16 protein-coding genes are annotated in these 19,058 nt (G+C 59.2%); 6 read left to right on the forward strand and 10 right to left on the reverse strand.

Translation table 11 applies throughout. The features are described from left to right. Positions 1-3 precede the first annotated feature (3 nt). From J0G10_RS03115 to hemE, 4 genes are all read left to right on the forward strand, one after another. A complete protein-coding gene (locus J0G10_RS03115) occupies positions 4-1,593 on the forward strand; it encodes an AAA family ATPase (RefSeq protein ID WP_095047209.1) in 1,590 nt (529 codons plus the stop codon). A gap of 348 nt (positions 1,594-1,941) precedes the next feature. After that, on the forward strand, positions 1,942-6,387 hold the full coding sequence (gene gltB / locus J0G10_RS03120; RefSeq protein WP_220557410.1) for a glutamate synthase large subunit: 4,446 nt from the start codon (positions 1,942-1,944) through the stop codon (positions 6,385-6,387). Between the two features lie 33 nt (positions 6,388-6,420). Then, the gene (locus tag J0G10_RS03125) at positions 6,421-7,839 is read left to right on the forward strand and encodes an FAD-dependent oxidoreductase (protein ID WP_007909438.1); all 1,419 of its coding nucleotides are present in this window, start codon (positions 6,421-6,423) and stop codon (positions 7,837-7,839) included. Positions 7,840-8,086: 247 nt separating this feature from the next. Then, the gene (hemE, locus tag J0G10_RS03130) at positions 8,087-9,154 is read left to right on the forward strand and encodes a uroporphyrinogen decarboxylase (RefSeq protein WP_008077242.1); all 1,068 of its coding nucleotides are present in this window, start codon (positions 8,087-8,089) and stop codon (positions 9,152-9,154) included. Between the two features lie 178 nt (positions 9,155-9,332). Here hemE and J0G10_RS03135 read toward each other — a convergent pair whose 3' ends face one another. Beyond that, positions 9,333-10,607 carry an MFS transporter gene (locus tag J0G10_RS03135; protein WP_095047211.1) on the reverse strand — a complete coding sequence of 425 codons (1,275 nt, stop codon included), beginning with the start codon at positions 10,605-10,607 and terminating at the stop codon, positions 9,333-9,335. Positions 10,608-10,725: 118 nt separating this feature from the next. Here J0G10_RS03135 and J0G10_RS03140 point away from each other — a divergent pair, with 118 nt between their 5' ends. After that, on the forward strand, positions 10,726-11,628 hold the full coding sequence (locus J0G10_RS03140; RefSeq protein WP_220557412.1) for a LysR family transcriptional regulator: 903 nt from the start codon (positions 10,726-10,728) through the stop codon (positions 11,626-11,628). 154 nt (positions 11,629-11,782) lie between these two features. Here J0G10_RS03140 and J0G10_RS03145 read toward each other — a convergent pair whose 3' ends face one another. After that, positions 11,783-12,175, reverse strand: a complete 393-nt coding sequence (locus J0G10_RS03145) for a hypothetical protein (RefSeq protein ID WP_220557414.1) — start codon at positions 12,173-12,175, stop codon at positions 11,783-11,785. A gap of 198 nt (positions 12,176-12,373) precedes the next feature. Between J0G10_RS03145 and J0G10_RS03150 the strand changes: the two genes are divergently transcribed. Continuing rightward, positions 12,374-12,649: a hypothetical protein gene (locus J0G10_RS03150; protein ID WP_220557416.1), complete on the forward strand. Its 276-nt coding sequence runs from the start codon at positions 12,374-12,376 to the stop codon at positions 12,647-12,649. A 117-nt stretch (positions 12,650-12,766) separates the two neighbouring features. Here J0G10_RS03150 and J0G10_RS03155 read toward each other — a convergent pair whose 3' ends face one another. The 8 genes from J0G10_RS03155 to J0G10_RS03190 form a co-directional block, all read right to left on the reverse strand. Next, positions 12,767-13,102 (reverse strand): hypothetical protein, encoded by a 336-nt coding sequence (locus tag J0G10_RS03155; protein ID WP_220557417.1) that lies wholly within the window; start codon positions 13,100-13,102, stop codon positions 12,767-12,769. A gap of 333 nt (positions 13,103-13,435) precedes the next feature. Next, the gene (locus J0G10_RS03160) at positions 13,436-13,873 is read right to left on the reverse strand and encodes an excinuclease (RefSeq protein WP_220557419.1); all 438 of its coding nucleotides are present in this window, start codon (positions 13,871-13,873) and stop codon (positions 13,436-13,438) included. A gap of 151 nt (positions 13,874-14,024) precedes the next feature. Beyond that, positions 14,025-14,828, reverse strand: coding sequence for a hypothetical protein (locus J0G10_RS03165; RefSeq protein WP_095047216.1), 804 nt, complete (start codon positions 14,826-14,828; stop codon positions 14,025-14,027). A 25-nt stretch (positions 14,829-14,853) separates the two neighbouring features. Then, complete coding sequence (locus J0G10_RS03170) at positions 14,854-16,080, reverse strand: beta-ketoacyl-ACP synthase (RefSeq protein ID WP_095047217.1); 1,227 nt, start codon at positions 16,078-16,080, stop codon at positions 14,854-14,856. Beyond that, on the reverse strand, positions 16,080-16,808 hold the full coding sequence (gene fabG, locus J0G10_RS03175; protein WP_095047218.1) for a 3-oxoacyl-ACP reductase FabG: 729 nt from the start codon (positions 16,806-16,808) through the stop codon (positions 16,080-16,082). The genes J0G10_RS03170 and fabG overlap by 1 nt, the downstream gene beginning before the upstream one ends. Further along, positions 16,801-17,265: a hotdog family protein gene (locus tag J0G10_RS03180; RefSeq protein WP_095047219.1), complete on the reverse strand. Its 465-nt coding sequence runs from the start codon at positions 17,263-17,265 to the stop codon at positions 16,801-16,803. Before J0G10_RS03180 ends, fabG begins: the two co-directional genes overlap by 8 nt. Further along, entirely contained in the window at positions 17,262-18,458 is a 1,197-nt protein-coding gene (locus tag J0G10_RS03185; protein ID WP_220557421.1) for a beta-ketoacyl-[acyl-carrier-protein] synthase family protein, read from the reverse strand. Before J0G10_RS03185 ends, J0G10_RS03180 begins: the two co-directional genes overlap by 4 nt. Next, positions 18,455-18,922 (reverse strand): hypothetical protein, encoded by a 468-nt coding sequence (locus tag J0G10_RS03190; RefSeq protein ID WP_095047221.1) that lies wholly within the window; start codon positions 18,920-18,922, stop codon positions 18,455-18,457. Before J0G10_RS03190 ends, J0G10_RS03185 begins: the two co-directional genes overlap by 4 nt. Between the last annotated feature and the right edge of the window lie 136 nt (positions 18,923-19,058).

Raw genomic sequence — 19,058 nt, forward strand, 5'->3', positions numbered from 1 at the left:
CCAATGACTAGTTTGCATGCCGACGAGGCGTTCCTCGGCCATTTCCAGTTAAGTCACGACCCGTTCGCGCCACGCGTGCCGGGCTTCAAGTTCTTCCCGGCTCAGCGCAAACCGGTGCTGGGTCAACTGCATCATCTGGCGCGTTACAGCCAGTTGCTGCTGGTGGTCACCGGCCCGCAAGGCAGCGGCAAGACGTTGCTGCGTCAGGCGCTGGTCGCCAGCACCAACAAGCAGTCGGTGCAGAGCGTGGTGGTTTCCGCCCGTGGCGCCGGTGATGCTGCCGGTGTGTTGCGCCAGGTGGCGCAGGCGCTGAACGTCGCTCAGGCCGAAGTTGGCGCGATTCTGGATCAAGTGGTGCAACTCGCACTGACCGGCCAGGAAGTCTATCTGTTGGTGGACGACGCTGAGCAGCTCGACGAGTCCGCTCTCGAAGCGCTGATGGCGCTGGGTGCCGGCGCACCGGAAGGTCGCCCGCATGTGTTCCTGTTCGGTGAATCGTCGCTGATCGCTCAGCTCGAGGCTTTGCACCTTGAGGAAGAGCGTTTCCACGTCATCGAGCTGCAGCCGTACACCGAAGAAGAGACCCGCGAATATCTCGACCAACGGCTCGAAGGTGCCGGCCGGGGTGTCGAACTTTTCAGCGCAGATCAGATCTCTGATATTCACGAAAGTGCCGAGGGTTGGCCGGGCAACATCAACCAGGTCGCTCGCGATGCTCTGATCGAAGTCATGATTGCCAGCCGCTCTGCGGTCAAGCGTCCAAGTATGGGGTTCAACATGCCGAAGAAACACGTATTGGCGATTTCCGCCGTCGTTGTGGTCGCGGTCGCCGCCGCCTGGTTGATGCCGGGTCGCAATAAGGCGCCAACCACCGGCGCTCCTGCCAATGAACAGGCACAGTTGCCATTGGGGCAGGGTGCCAATGGCGGCGCACCGAACGTCGAGTTCGCCGGCAATACGCAACCGATGCCGTTGCCGCTGGTCGGTAACTCCCAGCCGGTCATGCGCGGCCCGCTGGCTGAAGCCGCTGGCGGTATTACCGAAGGCGACGACGGTGTGCCTCTGGAAGGCTCCAGCGCCACACCGCCAACCGTGACCACTTCGGCGCCACCGGCAGGTGTTCCCGCAGGTCCTGCGCCGACACCGGTGCCAGTTCCGGCGGCCAAACCGACTCCTGCGCCAACACAAGTCGCCACCGCCAAGCCTGCTCCGGCAGCGCCAGCGACGAAACCGGCTCCAGCGCCGGCCAAGCCCGTCGCCGCTACGAAACCGGCCGAGAAGCCTGTGACCGTCGCCAAAGCCGCCGGTGGCAGCTGGTATGCCGGTCAGCCGACCGGCAATTACGTGGTGCAGATCCTCGGCACCAGCTCTGAAGCGGCAGCGCAAAACTTCGTCAAAGAGCAGGGCGGCGAGTACCGTTATTTCAAGAAGGTCCTCAACGGCAAACCGCTTTACGTGATCACCTACGGCAACTTCGCCAATCGTGATGCAGCCGTTTCTGCCATCAAGGCCTTGCCAGCGAAGGTTCAGGCTGGTAAACCTTGGCCTCGCACTGTCGCCAGCGTCCAACAGGAACTGGCAACAACTCGCTGAAGATTCGGCGGCCTTACCCAGGCCGCCTCTCCAAGCACCTCAAAATTTCTACGAGTGCGCGCTTCCTTCCAGGTCGCGTGCCTTGTGGTGTCTGCGTCACAGTAGTCTTTGAGTCGTTGCGGTCAAAATTAAAAAAGTTTTGACTAGCACAGCAGATCGCTTTAAACCTTTCACAAATGCGACATGAATTTGCGACATTTCGTCGTCAAATTTGTGAGCCTCTGTGTCGCTGTGTACAATGACCACCCTTTTGCCCCGCGAAGCCGGCGTACGTTCGGCGCAGGATGCAAGTGGTTGAATTGAAAAGAAATTTGCCTCGAAAAGAGGCAGCCTGGTGAGAAAGTGTCTATGAAAGCAGGTCTGTACCAACCAGATGAATTCAAGGATAACTGCGGTTTCGGCCTGATAGCCCATATGCAGGGCGAGCCCAGTCATACCCTTTTGCAAACGGCCATTGAGGCCCTGACCTGCATGACCCACCGCGGTGGGATTAATGCCGACGGCAAGACCGGTGACGGTTGCGGTCTGCTGATTCAAAAACCTGATGCGTTCCTGCGCGCCATTGCCCAGGAAACCTTCAGCGTCGAGCTGCCCAAGCAATACGCGGTGGGCATGGTCTTCTTCAACCAGGATCCGGCCAAGGCCGAAGCCGCTCGCGAGAACATGAACCGCGAGATCCTCGCTGAAGGCCTGCAACTGATCGGCTGGCGCAAAGTGCCGATCGACACCAGTGTCCTCGGCCGCCTGGCCCTTGAGCGCCTGCCGCAGATCGAGCAGGTGTACATCGGCGGCGAAGGCCTGAGCGATCAGGACATGGCCGTGAAGCTGTTCAGTGCGCGTCGTCGTTCGTCGGTGGCCAACGCGGTCGACTCCGACCACTACATCTGCAGCTTTTCGCACAAGACCATCATCTATAAAGGCCTGATGATGCCGGCCGATCTGGCCGCATTTTATCCAGACCTGAGTGACGAGCGCCTGCAAACCGCGATCTGCGTGTTCCACCAGCGCTTCTCCACCAACACCCTGCCGAAATGGCCGCTGGCCCAGCCATTCCGCTTCCTCGCCCACAACGGCGAGATCAACACCATTACCGGTAACCGTAACTGGGCGCAGGCCCGTCGGACCAAGTTCACCAACGATCTGATGGATCTGGAAGAACTCGGCCCGCTGGTCAACCGTGTCGGTTCCGACTCCTCGAGCATGGACAACATGCTCGAGCTGATGGTCACCGGTGGCATCGACCTGTTCCGTGGTGTGCGGATGATCATTCCGCCTGCGTGGCAGAACGTCGAAACCATGGACCCGGATCTGCGTGCGTTCTACGAGTACAACTCGATGCACATGGAGCCGTGGGACGGCCCAGCTGGCGTAGTAATGACCGACGGTCGCTACGCGGTGTGCCTGCTCGACCGTAACGGTCTGCGTCCGGCACGCTGGGTCACCACCACCAACGGTTTCATCACCCTCGCCTCGGAAATCGGCGTGTGGGACTACAAACCGGAAGACGTGATTGCCAAGGGCCGTGTCGGCCCAGGCCAGATCTTCGCCGTGGACACCGAAACCGGGCAGATCCTCGATACCGATGCGATCGACAACCGTCTGAAATCCCGTCATCCGTACAAGCAATGGCTGCGCAAGAATGCCCTGCGCATCCAGGCGACCATGGAAGACAACGACCACGGTTCGGCGTTTTACGACGTTGATCAACTCAAGCAATACATGAAGATGTATCAGGTCACGTTCGAAGAGCGCGATCAGGTCCTGCGTCCGCTCGGCGAACAAGGCTACGAAGCCGTTGGCTCGATGGGCGATGACACGCCGATGGCCGTGCTCTCGCAGCGTGTGCGCACGCCGTACGACTATTTCCGCCAGCAGTTCGCGCAGGTCACCAACCCGCCGATCGACCCGCTGCGTGAAGCGATCGTGATGTCGCTGGAAATCTGCCTCGGTGCCGAGCGCAACATTTTCCAGGAGTCGCCGGAACACGCTTCGCGCGTGATCCTCAGCTCGCCGGTGATTTCGCCGGCCAAGTGGCGCTCGCTGATGAACCTCGACCGCCCGGGTTTCGAACGGGCGATCATCGACCTCAACTACGACGAAAGCGTTGGCCTCGAAGCGGCGATCCGCAACGTTGCCGATCAGGCTGAAGAAGCCGTGCGCGCCGGTCGGACCCAGATCGTTCTGAGCGACCGCCATATTGCCCCGGGCAAACTGCCGATCCACGCTTCGCTGGCGACCGGCGCGGTACACCACCGCCTGACAGAAAAAGGCCTGCGCTGCGATTCCAACATCCTCGTTGAAACCGCCACCGCACGTGACCCGCATCACTTCGCGGTGCTGATCGGCTTCGGCGCCTCGGCGGTGTATCCGTTCCTGGCCTACGAGGTGCTGGGCGACCTGATCCGTACCGGTGAAGTGCTGGGCGACCTCTACGAGGTGTTCAAGAACTACCGCAAAGGCATCACCAAGGGTCTGCTGAAGATCTTGTCGAAAATGGGCATCTCGACCATCGCTTCGTACCGCGGTGCGCAGTTGTTCGAAGCCATCGGCCTGTCCGAAGAAGTCTGCGAGCTGAGCTTCCGTGGCGTGCCGAGCCGCATCAAGGGTGCGCGTTTCGTCGACATCGAAGCCGAGCAGAAAGCGCTGGCCACCGAAGCCTGGAGTCCGCGCAAGCCGATCCAGCAGGGCGGTCTGCTGAAGTTCGTCCACGGTGGCGAATATCACGCGTACAACCCGGACGTGGTCAACACCCTGCAAGCTGCTGTGCAGCAGGGTGACTACGCCAAGTTCAAGGAATACACCTCGCTGGTGGACAACCGTCCGGTGTCGATGATCCGCGACCTGTTCAAGGTCAAGACCCTCGACACGCCGCTGGACATCAGTGAAATCGAACCACTGGAATCGGTGCTCAAGCGCTTCGACTCCGCTGGTATCTCGCTGGGCGCACTGTCGCCGGAAGCTCACGAAGCCTTGGCCGAAGCCATGAACCGTCTCGGTGCGCGTTCCAACTCCGGCGAAGGTGGTGAAGATCCGGCGCGTTACGGCACCATCAAGAGCTCGAAAATCAAGCAAGTCGCGACTGGCCGTTTCGGGGTAACCCCGGAATACCTGGTCAACGCTGAAGTGCTGCAGATCAAGGTCGCGCAAGGCGCCAAGCCGGGCGAGGGCGGGCAACTGCCGGGCGGTAAAGTGAACGGTTTGATCGCCAAGCTGCGTTACGCAGTGCCGGGCGTGACCCTGATTTCGCCGCCGCCGCACCACGACATCTATTCGATCGAAGACTTGTCGCAGCTGATTTTTGACCTGAAGCAGGTCAACCCGAAAGCACTGGTTTCGGTCAAATTGGTAGCCGAAGCAGGCGTCGGCACCATCGCCGCCGGTGTGGCCAAGGCCTATGCGGACTTGATCACCATCTCCGGCTACGACGGTGGCACCGGTGCTTCGCCGCTGACCTCGATCAAATACGCAGGCGCTCCGTGGGAACTCGGTCTCGCCGAAACCCACCAGACCCTGCGCGGCAACGACCTGCGCGGCAAAGTCCGGGTGCAGACCGACGGTGGCCTGAAAACCGGCCTCGACGTGATCAAGGCAGCGATCCTCGGCGCTGAAAGCTTCGGCTTCGGTACTGCGCCGATGATCGCGCTGGGCTGCAAATACCTGCGCATCTGCCACCTGAACAACTGCGCCACCGGCGTCGCGACTCAGAACGAGAAGCTGCGCAAGGATCACTACATCGGTACCGTCGACATGGTGGTGAATTTCTTCACCTACGTCGCTGAAGAAACCCGTGAGTGGCTGGCCAAGCTCGGCGTACGCTCCCTCGAAGAACTGATCGGTCGTACCGATCTGCTGGAAATCCTCGAAGGCCAGACCGCCAAGCAAAACCATCTGGATCTGACGCCGCTGTTGGGCAGTGATCACATTCCGGCAGACAAGCCACAGTTCTGCGGCGTTGAGCGCAACCCGCCGTTCGACCAGGGCCTGCTGGCCGAGAAAATGGTCGAGATGGCGTCGTCGGCGATCAACGACATGAGCGGCGCCGAGTTCGATCTGGATATCTGCAACTGCGACCGTTCGATCGGCGCGCGGATCTCCGGCGAAATCGCCCGCAAGCACGGCAACCAGGGCATGGCGAAAGCGCCGATCACCTTCCGCTTCAAAGGCACTGCCGGTCAGAGCTTCGGTGTGTGGAACGCCGGCGGTCTGAACATGTACCTGGAAGGTGACGCCAACGACTACGTCGGCAAAGGCATGACCGGTGGCAAGCTGACCATCGTGCCGCCGAAGGGCAGCGTTTACAAAACTCAGGAAAGCGCCATCATCGGCAACACCTGCCTGTACGGCGCCACGGGCGGCAAGTTGTTCGCCGCCGGCACCGCAGGCGAGCGTTTCGCCGTGCGCAACTCCGGTGCCCACACGGTTGTGGAAGGCACTGGCGATCACTGCTGTGAGTACATGACCGGTGGTTTCGTCTGCGTTCTGGGCAAGACCGGTTACAACTTCGGCTCTGGCATGACCGGTGGTTTCGCCTACGTGCTCGACCAGGACAACACCTTCGTTGACCGGGTCAACCACGAACTGGTGGAAATCCAGCGGATCAGCGGCGAGGCGATGGAAGCCTATCGCAGCCACCTGCAAAACGTGCTGAACGAGTACGTCGCGGAAACCGACAGCGAGTGGGGGCGTGAACTCGCTGAAAACCTCGATGACTACCTGCGCCGTTTCTGGCTGGTCAAGCCTAAGGCTGCCAACCTGAAGTCGTTGCTTTCCAGCACTCGTGCCAACCCGCAGTGATATGCGCCTGAAGAGTTTGATGAGGTTTTAACAATGGCTGAACGTCTGAATAACGACTTCCAGTTCATCGATGTCGGGCGCAAAGATCCGAAGAAGAAACTGTTGCGTCAACGCAAAAAAGAGTTCGTCGAAATCTACGAACCGTTCAAACCCCAGCAGTCGGCCGATCAGGCCCACCGCTGCCTGGGTTGCGGCAACCCGTATTGCGAATGGAAGTGCCCGGTGCACAACTTCATTCCCAACTGGCTGAAGCTGGTGGCCGAGGGCAACATCCTTCAGGCCGCCGAACTGTCGCACCAGACCAACACCTTGCCGGAAGTCTGCGGCCGGGTGTGCCCGCAGGATCGTCTGTGCGAGGGTGCCTGCACCCTTAACGACGGTTTCGGCGCGGTGACCATCGGTTCGGTCGAGAAGTACATCACCGACACCGCGTTCGCCATGGGCTGGCGCCCGGACATGTCCAAGGTCAAACCGACCGGCAAACGTGTCGCCATCATCGGCGCGGGCCCGGCGGGTCTGGGTTGTGCCGACGTGCTGGTACGCGGCGGCGTGACCCCTGTGGTGTTCGACAAGAACCCGGAAATCGGCGGTCTGCTGACCTTCGGCATCCCCGAGTTCAAGCTGGAAAAGACCGTGCTGAGCAATCGTCGCGAAGTCTTCACCGGCATGGGCATCGAGTTCCGTCTGAATACCGAAGTCGGCAAAGACGTGACCATGGAACAACTGCTCGCCGAATACGATGCGGTGTTCATGGGCATGGGCACCTACACCTACATGAAGGGCGGTTTTGCCGGTGAGGATCTGCCGGGCGTGTATGACGCGCTGGACTTCCTGATCGCCAACGTCAATCGCAACCTGGGCTTTGAAAAGTCGCCGGAAGATTTCGTCGACATGAAAGGCAAGAAGGTTGTGGTACTCGGCGGCGGCGACACGGCGATGGACTGCAACCGCACGTCGATCCGTCAGGGCGCCAAGTCGGTGACCTGCGCTTATCGTCGTGACGAAGCGAACATGCCCGGCTCGCGCAAAGAGGTGAAGAACGCCAAGGAAGAAGGCGTGAAATTCCTCTACAATCGCCAGCCGATCGCCATCGTCGGCGAAGACAAGGTTGAAGGCGTGAAAGTGGTCGAGACCCGTCTCGGCGAACCGGACGCCCGTGGCCGTCGCAGCCCAGAGCCGATCCCGGGTTCCGAAGAGATCATCCCGGCTGATGCCGTGGTCATCGCCTTCGGTTTCCGCCCGAGCCCGGCGCCGTGGTTCGAACAGTTCGAGATCCAGACCGACAGCCAGGGCCGCGTTGTTGCGCCTGAGCAAGGTCAGTACAAGCACCAGACCAGCAATCCGAAAATCTTCGCCGGTGGCGACATGGTGCGCGGTTCCGACCTGGTGGTGACGGCGATCTTCGAAGGGCGCAATGCTGCCGAAGGGATCCTCGATTACCTGGGCGTCTAAACCCGTCTAGCTGATTGCAATGCAATACCTGTGGGAGCTGGCTTGCCAGCGATAGCATCACCTTGGTTTACCTGATAAACCGAGTTGTCTGCATCGCTGGCAAGCCAGCTCCCACAGTGTTTTGTGGTGTTGCAAAATCAGCATTCCAACGCAATAAATTGACCCGATAGACAAAAGGCTGACCTGCATCCGTGCCTTTTGCGTCGCGCTCTGAGAAAATGCCCGCACTTTTTTTCCGGATGCCGACATGACTGCCCTGAAGAACGACCGTTTCCTCCGCGCCCTGCTCAAGCAACCCGTTGACGTCACCCCGGTGTGGATGATGCGCCAGGCCGGCCGCTACCTGCCGGAATACCGCGCCAGCCGCGCCCAGGCCGGTGATTTCATGAGCCTGTGCATGAATCCGGAATTCGCCTGCGAAGTCACCATGCAACCGCTCGACCGCTATCCACAACTGGACGCGGCGATCCTGTTTTCCGACATCCTCACCATTCCCGATGCCATGGGCCAAGGCCTGTACTTCGAGACCGGTGAAGGTCCACGCTTCAAGAAAGTCGTCAGCACCCTGGCTGATATCGAAGCGCTGCCAATCCCGGATCCGCACAAAGACCTCGGCTATGTGATGGACGCGGTCAGCACCATCCGTCGCGAGCTGAACGGCCGTGTGCCGTTGATCGGTTTCTCCGGCAGCCCGTGGACCCTGGCGACCTACATGGTTGAAGGCGGTTCGTCGAAAGACTTCCGCAAGACCAAGGCGATGCTCTACGACAACCCGCAAGCCATGCACCTGCTGCTGGATAAACTGGCGCAGTCGGTGACCTCATACCTCAACGGTCAGATCATGGCCGGCGCGCAAGCGGTGCAGATCTTCGACACCTGGGGCGGTAACCTGTCGGCGGCGGCGTATCAGGAGTTCTCGCTGGCCTACATGAAGAAGATCGTCAGCGGCCTGATTCGCGAACACGACGGTCGTAAAGTGCCGGTGATCCTCTTCACCAAAAACGGCGGCCTGTGGCTGGAAAGCATCGCCGAGGCTGGCGCCGACGCACTGGGCCTGGACTGGACCTGCGACATCGGCAACGCCCGCGCCCGTGTCGGCGACAAGGTTGCGCTGCAAGGCAACATGGACCCGACCGTGCTTTACGCAAAACCGGAAGCGATCCGCACTGAAGTCGGGCGCATTCTGGCCAGCTATGGCAAGGGCAGTGGCCATGTGTTCAACCTCGGTCACGGCATCACGCCTGAGGTTGATCCGGAACATGCCGGTGCGTTCCTGCGCGCGGTGCATGAGCTGTCGGCGCAGTATCACGAGTGATCGCCACACCATAAAAAACGCCCGGCTAAATGCCGGGCGTTTTTGTTTCCACGATTCAACGTCGTACGCAGATCAATTGTAGGAGTGAGCCTGCTCGCGATAGCGGTGAGCCAGTCGCCCAATATGTTGGCTGACACACCGCTATCGCGAGCAGGCTCACTCCTACATGGGTTGCGCTTCAGGCTTTGACACCGCTGAGTGGCGGCAACTTCGCCAGTTTCAACGCCACCAACAGCGCGATCAGCAACAGCGCACCAATAAACAAACCAATCCCGTTCCAGCCTCCGAGATGCCAGAACACCCCGCCCGCCGTGCCGGCAATGCTCGACCCGGCGTAATAACTGAACAGGTACAACGACGACGCCTGGCCCTTGGCCTTGGTCGCGCGTCGACCGATCCAGCTACTTGCCACCGAGTGCGCACCAAAGAAACCAAAGGTGAAAATCAACATGCCGACAATCACCAGTAACAGTGGCGTAAACATCGTCAAGGCAAGGCCGGCGAACATCAGCGCAATGGTCGCCCACAACACTTTGCGTCGCCCCAGTTTGTCTGCCAGCGAGCCAATTTTCGCCGAGCTGTAGATCCCCGACAGATACACCACCGACAGCAAGCCCACGAACACCTGATCAAGGTTGTACGGTGCGGCCAGCAAGCGATAACCGATGTAGTTGAACAGCGTGACAAACGCGCCCATCAACACGAACGCTTCAAGAAACAGCAGCGGCAGACCGGCATCGCGAAAGTGCATGGTGAAGCCGTCGAGCAGACTGCGCGGGTGCAGCGAGCGTGAACGGAAGTTGCGCGACTCGGGAAGGATCTTCCAGAACACCGCTGCGGCAATCATCGCCAGACCGCCAATCACCAGCATCGCCGTGTGCCAGCTGACAAAATCGATCAGCACGCCGGTGATCAAGCGCCCGCTCATCCCGCCAATGGCGTTGCCACCGATGTACAAACCCATCGCCAGACCGATGTGTTGCGGATGGATCTCTTCGCTCAGATAAGTCATTGCCACCGCCGCCAGCCCGCTCAGTGATAGCCCGATCAGCGCACGCATGATCAGCACGCCTTCCCAGCTCGGCATCATCGCGCTGGCCATGGTGCACAGCGCCGCTGCGAAAAGAGCAGTCACCATCACCGGTTTGCGCCCGACCCGATCGGAAATCGGCCCGGTGATCAGCAGGCCGATGGCGAGCATGCCGGTCGCCACCGAGAGGATCAGGCTGCTCTGCGCGGCGTTGATTCCGTACTCGTGGGACAACAGCGGCATCATCGGCTGCACGCAATACAGCAGGGCAAACGTCGCAAAACCGCCGCTGAACAGCGCCAGCACCGTGCGCATGAACATCGGCGTGCCTTTTTCGATGTAGATCTCTTGCAGCTCGGCGACGACATCGTCCGCAGCGGCGGGCGGGACTTCATGGGCAAGGGGCGCGACAGCAGTTTTCACTTCAGACCTCGGAGGGCACGGCCAGGCAGGCAATGAAAAAATCATATAGCTGGCTAATGTTTCTATCCAATATATTGTTCGACCTGTTTGATAGCTTTAACGACCTAATGAGGTTTCCATGGAATTGCGTCATCTGCGCTACTTCATCGCCGTTGCCGAAGAGCTGCATTTTGGCCGCGCCGCACAAGTGCTGGGGATTTCTCAGCCACCACTGAGCCAGCAGATTCAGGCGCTGGAGCAAGAGGTTGGCGCGCGACTGTTCGAACGGACTAATCGTCGGGTCGAGCTGAGTGAGGCGGGGCGATTGTTTCTGGAGGAGGCGCGGTTGGTGCTGGCGCAGGTTGATAAAGCGGCGGATGTTGCCCGACGTGCGCAACTCGGTGAATTGGGCGAGTTGAAGATTGGCTTCACCTCGTCGGCACCGTTCAACTCGACCATTCCCCAGGCGATTTTTTCCTTTCGCCAGCGTTTTCCGGCGGTGCACCTCAATCTGCGGGAGATGAGCAGCACGCAAGTCGCCGAGGGTTTGGTGGATGAGTCGATAGAGGTTGGCATCATGCGCCCGCTGGGTTTGCCCGATTCGCTGAGTGTGGTGGAGTTGATGCGTGAGCCGCTGGTCGCCGTGCTCGGTTCCAAGCACCCCTTGGCGCAGGGCAGTGAAGAAGGGCTGTTCCTCTCGGCGCTGGCGCTGGAGCCGTTCGTGTTCTTTCCGCGCAGCTACGGCAGCGGGCTGTATGCGCAATTGCTGAGCCTGGCGCGCGATGCCGGGTTCAGCCCGCATTTCGCCCAAGAGGCGGGGGAAGCCATGACCATCATCGGTCTGGTCGCAGCGGGGCTTGGAGTTTCGGTACTGCCGGCGTCTTATCAGCGCATGCGCATCGATGGCGTGGTCTACCGCCCGTTGCTCGATCCGGAGGCGGTGTCGGCGGTGTGGCTGGTGCAGCGCAAGGATCAGAAGTCACCGATGGCCAAAGCATTTGTCGACCTTCTTACGCGCAAAGTCGAACCTTCAAAGGTGTGATTGCTGCACAATCAAATCGCGAGCAGGCTCACTCCCACAGGGGAACGCATTCCAAGGTGGGGGCGAGCCTGCTCGCGAAGACGCCAGAAGTAGAAGTCACACAAGTTCAGTATGCCGATTAAGGTGATCGCACAAAATCCAAGAAATAGATTTTTTATCGAGCTACTTGATATGTATTAAGAATTTCTAGGCTTATAAATATCCGGCACATCATTGTGCTTGAATTGTGGGTTGTTACCACTTCCTTTTCAGTATCAATCGTAGATGAATGGGTGCCGCCAAAATGAAAGTCCTCGATATATTTATCGAGCGATATCGGAGTCAAAGCACCGCAGGCTTTTACCCTGGCCGTCAATAAGTACTTGTTTATGTATAGGCGGGGAGGCATTTCAAAGCGCGGGTCCTGCTGCCCGGGTTTGACGTTGAAGATGTAGGTTGCCTGTTCTTCAAATGTTTGATTGGCGCTATTGTCGTCTTTAGTGGCTTGCACCATCAATGACACCAACATGTTCTTAAGTTCTGCTTCGTCTTTTATCGTTTTTGTCATTTAACTGAACTCCAGTAGATTTTGGCAAAATAAGATATCTTTCTCTGGGTTGTAATGCATGAGTTCGCGAAGAACGAAAATAAAACAGTTCGATTCCCTTCGCACCTGTCAACCTTGACAGGTTTTAAGAATATATTTTTTGTTGCTGTGCGCTTTTTGGTTGATTTTTATATAAGGATTGCTTTTATCAGCAGATGAATGATTAACGTATACGTACTGCGCAGTATCAATCGGTCCGGTCAATCGCTTCAAAAAGCCCTTGCGTATATCCTGGTCGTAATAACTGACGATATTGACCACCGCATTCGCTTCGACCCGCTTGGCGTCGGCTTGCTACTTGATCAGATTCGACTGCAACACCCACTCGCAGGAATAGTGGTCGCTCTTGCTGAAGCCGTTGGTCGTCAAATCACTGACCACCCATCGGCGCAACAACTGCTGCGTCCTCTTGGTTTCTCCTGCGGACAAGGTTAAGGTGTTGAACATGGTTAAGTTGTTATGAAAACCAATCGCATTGGGCTGCCGGCTTATAAGCGTAGGCGGCTTTTCGTCGCGCACATTGAAATGCTTTTAACTCGAGATAGAGTGGATTTAAAGATCCTTATTCATATATTTGACAACGTCCGAAATCACGATCGTGCAATTGTGAGTAATTCCATTTTCCGTTTCTGTAATATATCCGGTATAATTTTGATCTTTCTGTGCACCATGTAAGAAGTCGTAAAGCTTGGAAACGTAGTCGTCAATGGATTGTCCACCTGATTCGATTTTCCATCCTGCGGAAACTGAAACCTTCATACGCCAGCTCCCATATTCAATTTTCTCGTGTGTTAGGTTGCGAATAGCATCTCGATCTCGACTTTCTTTTGTCACTTCTTTTAATGAGGTGGTTAAAAGGTTTTTCATGTTGGCGTCGTAATCTGTCATGACTGTTTCCTTTTCAATTGAAATGAAATTTTGTTCTTGCAGGTGCATCAGCATTTGATGCTGTAGGAAGCATGCGTAGTATTGATGGTTTTCGCACCTGTCATAACTGACAGTCTGTTAGATTTTTTGGTTATGGTTTTAAGCTTCGAGTGTTGTTTTTTTGGTATATAAATGTTGTCTGGTCAGCAGCCGTAATTAGGCCGGTTCAGCCATATAAGCAGATAAGAAAGTAGGTTTGTCCGTCATGACGGAGCCAGATAGCTTTCAAAATGACAAGCTAAAAATTTTGTGAGAACGCGCAGGATGATTTCTGTCGCCGTTTCCACTATTCCATCAATCCACATGTATCAGATCGCCCCGCAAAGCCACCCGCGTGACAAAAATTCCCGCCCGGCACTCGTAGGTATTCAAATCCTTGCGCACATGCTGGTCGTAGTAACTGACGATATTCACCACCGCATTCGCTCCCACCCGCTTGGCATCAGCCTGCAACTTGATCAGATTCGACTGCAACACCCACTCGCAGGAGTTGTGGTCACTCTTGTTGAAGCCATTGGTCTTCAAATCACTGACCACCCCCCGGCGCAGTAACTGCTGAGTGCCCTGCGGCCCATTGCCGAGCAGATAGAACTTCACACTGCCATCCAGCCGTCCGGCGCGAATCGCGTCCGACAGCACGGTTTCGAAGGGCATGTACATCAGGTTGGTGGCGTGGCTGGCGCTGGGCAGTAGCGCGAAAAGCGCAGCGGCGATCAGGGCTTTCACTTGCATGGTCATCTCCTTGACTGTGAAAGAGAACCGCGAGTGCAGGGCTGATAGGCTCGCCGTTCCATCAGGCGCGGTGCGACGGCCTGTCCGGACGAGTGTAGAGCTGAAATGAGCAGGGCGCCGAATGGCGCCCTTTGTCGTTTCTGCAATCCCATCAATCCACGTGCGCCAAGTCCCCGCGCAGCGCCACGCTCGACACCACCAGCCCGGCACGGCACTGGAATTTCTCAGTGTCCTTGTACAGATCACGCTGGTCGACGCTGGCGATGTTGATCACCGCGTTGGCGTCGGCTTTTTTTGCGGCGTTCTGCAGAGTCGCCAGGGCCGATTGCAGGGCCCAGAAGCAGGCGTCTTCGTTGGATTTGTTCGAGCCGTTGGTTTTGCGGCTGCTGCTCACGGTGTCGAGTTTACGCACCTGTTTTGGCAGCGTTTCACCGGCCAGGTAGAACTTCACGCTGCCGTCGAGCAGGCCGGCGTCGGTGGCGCGTTTGACGCCTTCGCGGAAGCTCAGGTAGGTCGGCTCGTCGGCGCCTTGTTTGACGATGCCCAGGTCGTTGACGAACTCGATGTCCGGGTTGATCGACAGCTCTTTGAGCACGTTGTCGCGCAGGCGGTTGACCCAGCGGTTGTAGTTGCCGTGGATCTTGCCGTCCTTGGCATCGAGGCCGTAGCTGCTGCGGTAGTCGATTTCGAACGAAGTCGGGGTGAACGGAATATCGACTTCGGCGTGATGGCGACCGCGTACGGTGATCGCCGCTTTGATCATGCCCGGACGTACCGATTGCACGACCCACTGGCGATCGTTCAGCGCAGTGACGATGGCGCGGCTCATCTGTTGCTGGGTGAAACCGAGGTTGGGCGAGAACTCTTCCTTGGCGTTGTAAACCGGTTTGCTGGTGCAACCGCCGAGCACAAAAGCCAGTGCCAACAGAGCGGCGATGCGGTGAAACTGAGTCATTCCCTTCACTCCAAACGTGTTGCGGTCAGTGCCAGCGGCGGAAAATCAACGAGGTGTTGACGCCACCAAAAGCGAAATTGTTGTTCATCACGTAGTCGTGATGCATCTGGCGGAATTCGCCGCGCAGGTAATCGAGTTTGCCGCAGTGCGGATCGACCTCGTCGAGGTTGAATGTGTGCACGTACAGGTCGCGGTTCATCATCTCGATGCTGAACCACGACTCCAGCGCGCCGCAGGCGCCAAGGGTGTGGCCGAGGAAACTCTTCTGCGAGCTGATCGGCATGCGTTCGCCAAACAAACTGCTGGTCGCCAGTGTTTCGGCAATGTCGCCCTGTTCTGTAGCGGTGCCGTGGCCATTTACATAACCGATGGCCTCCGGCGTCAGGCCGGCGTCTTCCAGCGCCAGTTCCATGGCACGGCGCATGGTCACTTGTTCCGGGCGTGTGGTGTGCTGGCCGTCGGCGTTGCTGCCGAAACCGACAATCTCGGCGTGGATGTGCGCACCACGCGCCAAAGCATGTTCCAGCTCTTCAAGCACCAGCATGCCGCCACCTTCACCGATCACCAGGCCATCGCGGCCCTTGTCGTACGGGCGTGGACTGGTCTGTGGCGCCTCGTTTTTCAGGCTGGTAGCGTAGAGCGCGTCGAAGACCATGGCTTCGGTCGGGCACAGCTCCTCGGCGCCACCGGCGAGCATCAACGGCAGGCGGCCGAACTTGATCGCCTCGTAGGCGTAACCGATGCCCTGGCTGCCGCTGGTGCAGGCGCTGGACGTCGGGATCAGCCGCCCGGTGAGACCAAAGAAGATGCTGATGTTGGCGGCGGTAGTGTGCGGCATCATCCGCACGTAGGAGTTGGCGTTGAGGCCTTCGGCCACCGAGTTGAGCAGCATGTTGCCGAACGCTTTGATCTCGTCGGTGCTGCCGGTGGACGAACCACAAGCGACGCCCATGCGCCCATCCTTGATCGATTCATTGCCGAGCAGACCGGCGTCAGCCAGCGCTTTTTCTGCTGCGCCGACCGCCAGCCGCGACACCCGGCCCATGCTGCGCAATTGCTTGCGCGTCCAGTGCGCAGGCACTGCAAAGTCATCAATCGGCCCGGCCAGGCGCGTGTTGAGTTCGCTGAAACGATCCCACTCGGCCATGCGGCGGATGCCGCTGCGGTTAGCCGCGAAGTTGCCGGCGATGGTCTCCCAATCGCTGCCCAGCGAAGTGATGCCGGCCATGCCGGTGACGACGACGCGCTTCATCAGCACAAGCCTCCGTTGACCGCCAGAACCTGGCGGGTGATGTACGAGGCTTCCGCCGACATCAGGAAATTCACCGCACTGGCGACCTCTTCCGGGGTGCCCATGCGTTGCGCGGGGATCATCTTCATCAACTCTTCCACCGGCACGTTTTCATCCAGCATCGCCGTGTCGATCAGGCCCGGTGCGACGCAGTTAACGGTGATTTTGCGCTTGCCCAGCTCGATCGCCAACGCCTTTGCCGCGCCAATCACGCCGGCCTTGGAGGCGCTGTAGTTGACCTGGCCACGGTTGCCGATCAGCCCCGACACCGAGGTTATGCAGACAATGCGACCAGCGGCACGGCGGCGGATCATCGGCATCATCACCGGGTGCAGGACGTTGTAGAAACCGTCGAGGTTGGTGCGCAACACCACGTCCCAATCGTCGTCACTCAGAGCTGGAAATGCGCCATCGCGGGTGAGCCCGGCATTCAACACCACGCCGTAATAGGCGCCGTGGCTTTCGACGTCGGCTTCCAGAATGGTTTTGCAGGTTTCCCGGTCGGCAACGTCGAATTGCAGGATGCGCGCCTTGCGCCCCAGTGCTTCGATTTCTGCCTGAACGCCTTGCGCTTCGGCTACGCCGCTGCGGCAGTGCAGGACGATGTCGTACCCGGCCTTTGCGAGGCGCAAGGCAATGGCGCGGCCGATGCCACGGCTGGAGCCGGTGACCAGTACGGATTCAGTCATCGTTCGACTCCTGTGTCTGTTGCAGATATTGATTGACCTGAGGCGGACGGAACACGTTCAGGCGTGCGCTGGCGTGAATGCCGGCGCCGTTGATATGGCATTCGAAGACGCCCATGCCGTTTTCATCTTCCAGCGAACGCAGACCATGGATGGTCAGTTCGCTGCCGGCGGGAAACGCTTCGACGTTGCACTCGAACTTGCGCGTACCGAGCAGAAAGCCCAGCTCCACCGGATTGCCTTTCTGCCGCGCGTGGCAACCGGCAAATGCGGCGACGCTCTGCGCCATCAGTTCGATGCCGACCCAGGCCGGCAGGCTGCCGTCGGGCAGGTTGAACAGGCCATCAGGCTGGACCGTCAGACGGGTGTAGATCTGCTCCTCGTCAAAGCTTGAGATGCTGTCGATCAGAATCATGTCGCCCGCATGGGGCAGCAGTTCGGCGAGCGGCCAGGGGATCATGGGGCGTCTCCGATAATCAGGCTGACGTTGTTGCCGCCGAAGGCAAACGAGTTGCTCATCAGGTAGCGGGGTGCAATGGACGTCAGGCGCTCGCTCGCGGTCACCCACTTCAGCGGTGGCAGCGCGGGATCGGCCTGAGCGTCCCAGACGTGCGGCGGCAAGGCGTGATCGGGGTTGTTGGCGCTCAGGCTCAGCCAGCAGAACGCCGCTTCCAGAGCACCGGCCGCGCCAAGGGTGTGGCCGGTCATCGGTTTGGTCGACGAGCACGCGACGCCTTCGGGAAACAGCGCGGTAACCGCCAGGCTTTCCATGGCGTCGTTGTGTTGGGTAGCGGTGCCGTGCAGGTTCAGGTAGTTGATCTGCGCTGCTTGCAGATGAGCGCGGCTCAAGGCTTTCTGCATCGCTTGCAGGGCGCCGCGCCCGGTCGGTTCAGGGGCAGAAATATGATGGGCGTCGGAGCTGGCGCCGGCGCCGAGCAAGGCAATGGCCGGGCCTTTGCCCTGTTGTTTGCTCATGACAAACAGCACCGCCGCTTCGCCGATATTGATGCCGCAGCGGTTGGCCGAGAACGGATTGCAGCGCTCGTCGGACATCGCTTCGAGTGACGAGAAACCGTTGAGGGTCAGTTTGCACAGGCTGTCGACGCCGCCGCACAGCACCGCGTCGCACAGGCCCAGATCGAGCAAACGCTGAGCGCTCATCAGTGCCCGGGCGCTAGAGGTGCACGCCGTGGAAATCACATAGGCCGGGCCGCTCAGTTGCAGCCAGTCGGCGAGGAAATTGGCCGGGGCGCCGAGTTCCTGTTGACGATAATCGTATTCTGCCGGGAACTGCTGCTCGCGGATGTAGTGCGCCAGACCTCGGCTGGCCTCGTCGATGCCCGAGGTGCTGGTGCCGAGGACCACTCCGATGCGCTCACGGCCGAAGGTCTGGATCGCTTGATCGATGTCATCGCGAATCTGCAACGCCGCTTCCAGCAGCAGCTGATTGTTACGGCTGCGCTGATCGGCGAGTTCTGCCGGGATCGGCGCCAGTTCGCCCTGGACGGCCGCGACGGGCAACTCACGCTCCGCCACCCAGCCGGACTCGCGGCGCATGCCCGAGCAGTCGCCGGCGAACAGGTTGCGCGCGACGGCTTGTTTGTCGCGGCCCAGCGCGCAGATCACGCCGAGGGCATTCAGGTAAGCGGTCATGGCGTCGGTTCACCCAACGGAGAAACGCGGTAGTGCGGGCCTTGAGGCAGGTTCAATTCGAAGCTCAACGGTTGTGAATAACGGATATCCCAGCGCGCCGGCAGGGCGCGTTGCTGGCCCTGTTGCAGTGCGGTGGGGTAATTGCGCAGCAGCTCGCCGGACGGGGTCAGGGCGAACAACAGCGCGGCAAACAGTTCTCGGGCTTCGGGGTTCGGCGGCAGCAGCCCATCGGCCTGCCAATGGCCGTCGATCAGTTGCTGCCGCGCTTGGGGAATGCCCAGCGGGTCCATCATCGACCAGCGAATGCCCGGGCCTTCGCGCTGGATCACCAGCAGCCAGTCCTGGCGTTGTTCGGCTTGCTGACGTTCGATGTGCAGTTGCAGCGGCAGCGGGAGTGTTGGATTGCCCGCCGGCAACGGCGCCTGGCTGGCGCAGGCACTCAGGAGGACAAATACCACCAACATTAGCCACGCCACAAACCTTGTGGGAGCTGGCTTGCCAGCGATGGCGTCGGCACATCGAGCATTTTTGTTGACTGACACACCGCTATCGCTGGCAAGCCAGCTCCCACAGGGTTTCGGGTGTGCAGGTCGATAGCTT

Source organism: Pseudomonas germanica, from assembly GCF_019614655.1.
Taxonomy (GTDB): domain Bacteria; phylum Pseudomonadota; class Gammaproteobacteria; order Pseudomonadales; family Pseudomonadaceae; genus Aquipseudomonas; species Aquipseudomonas neuropathica.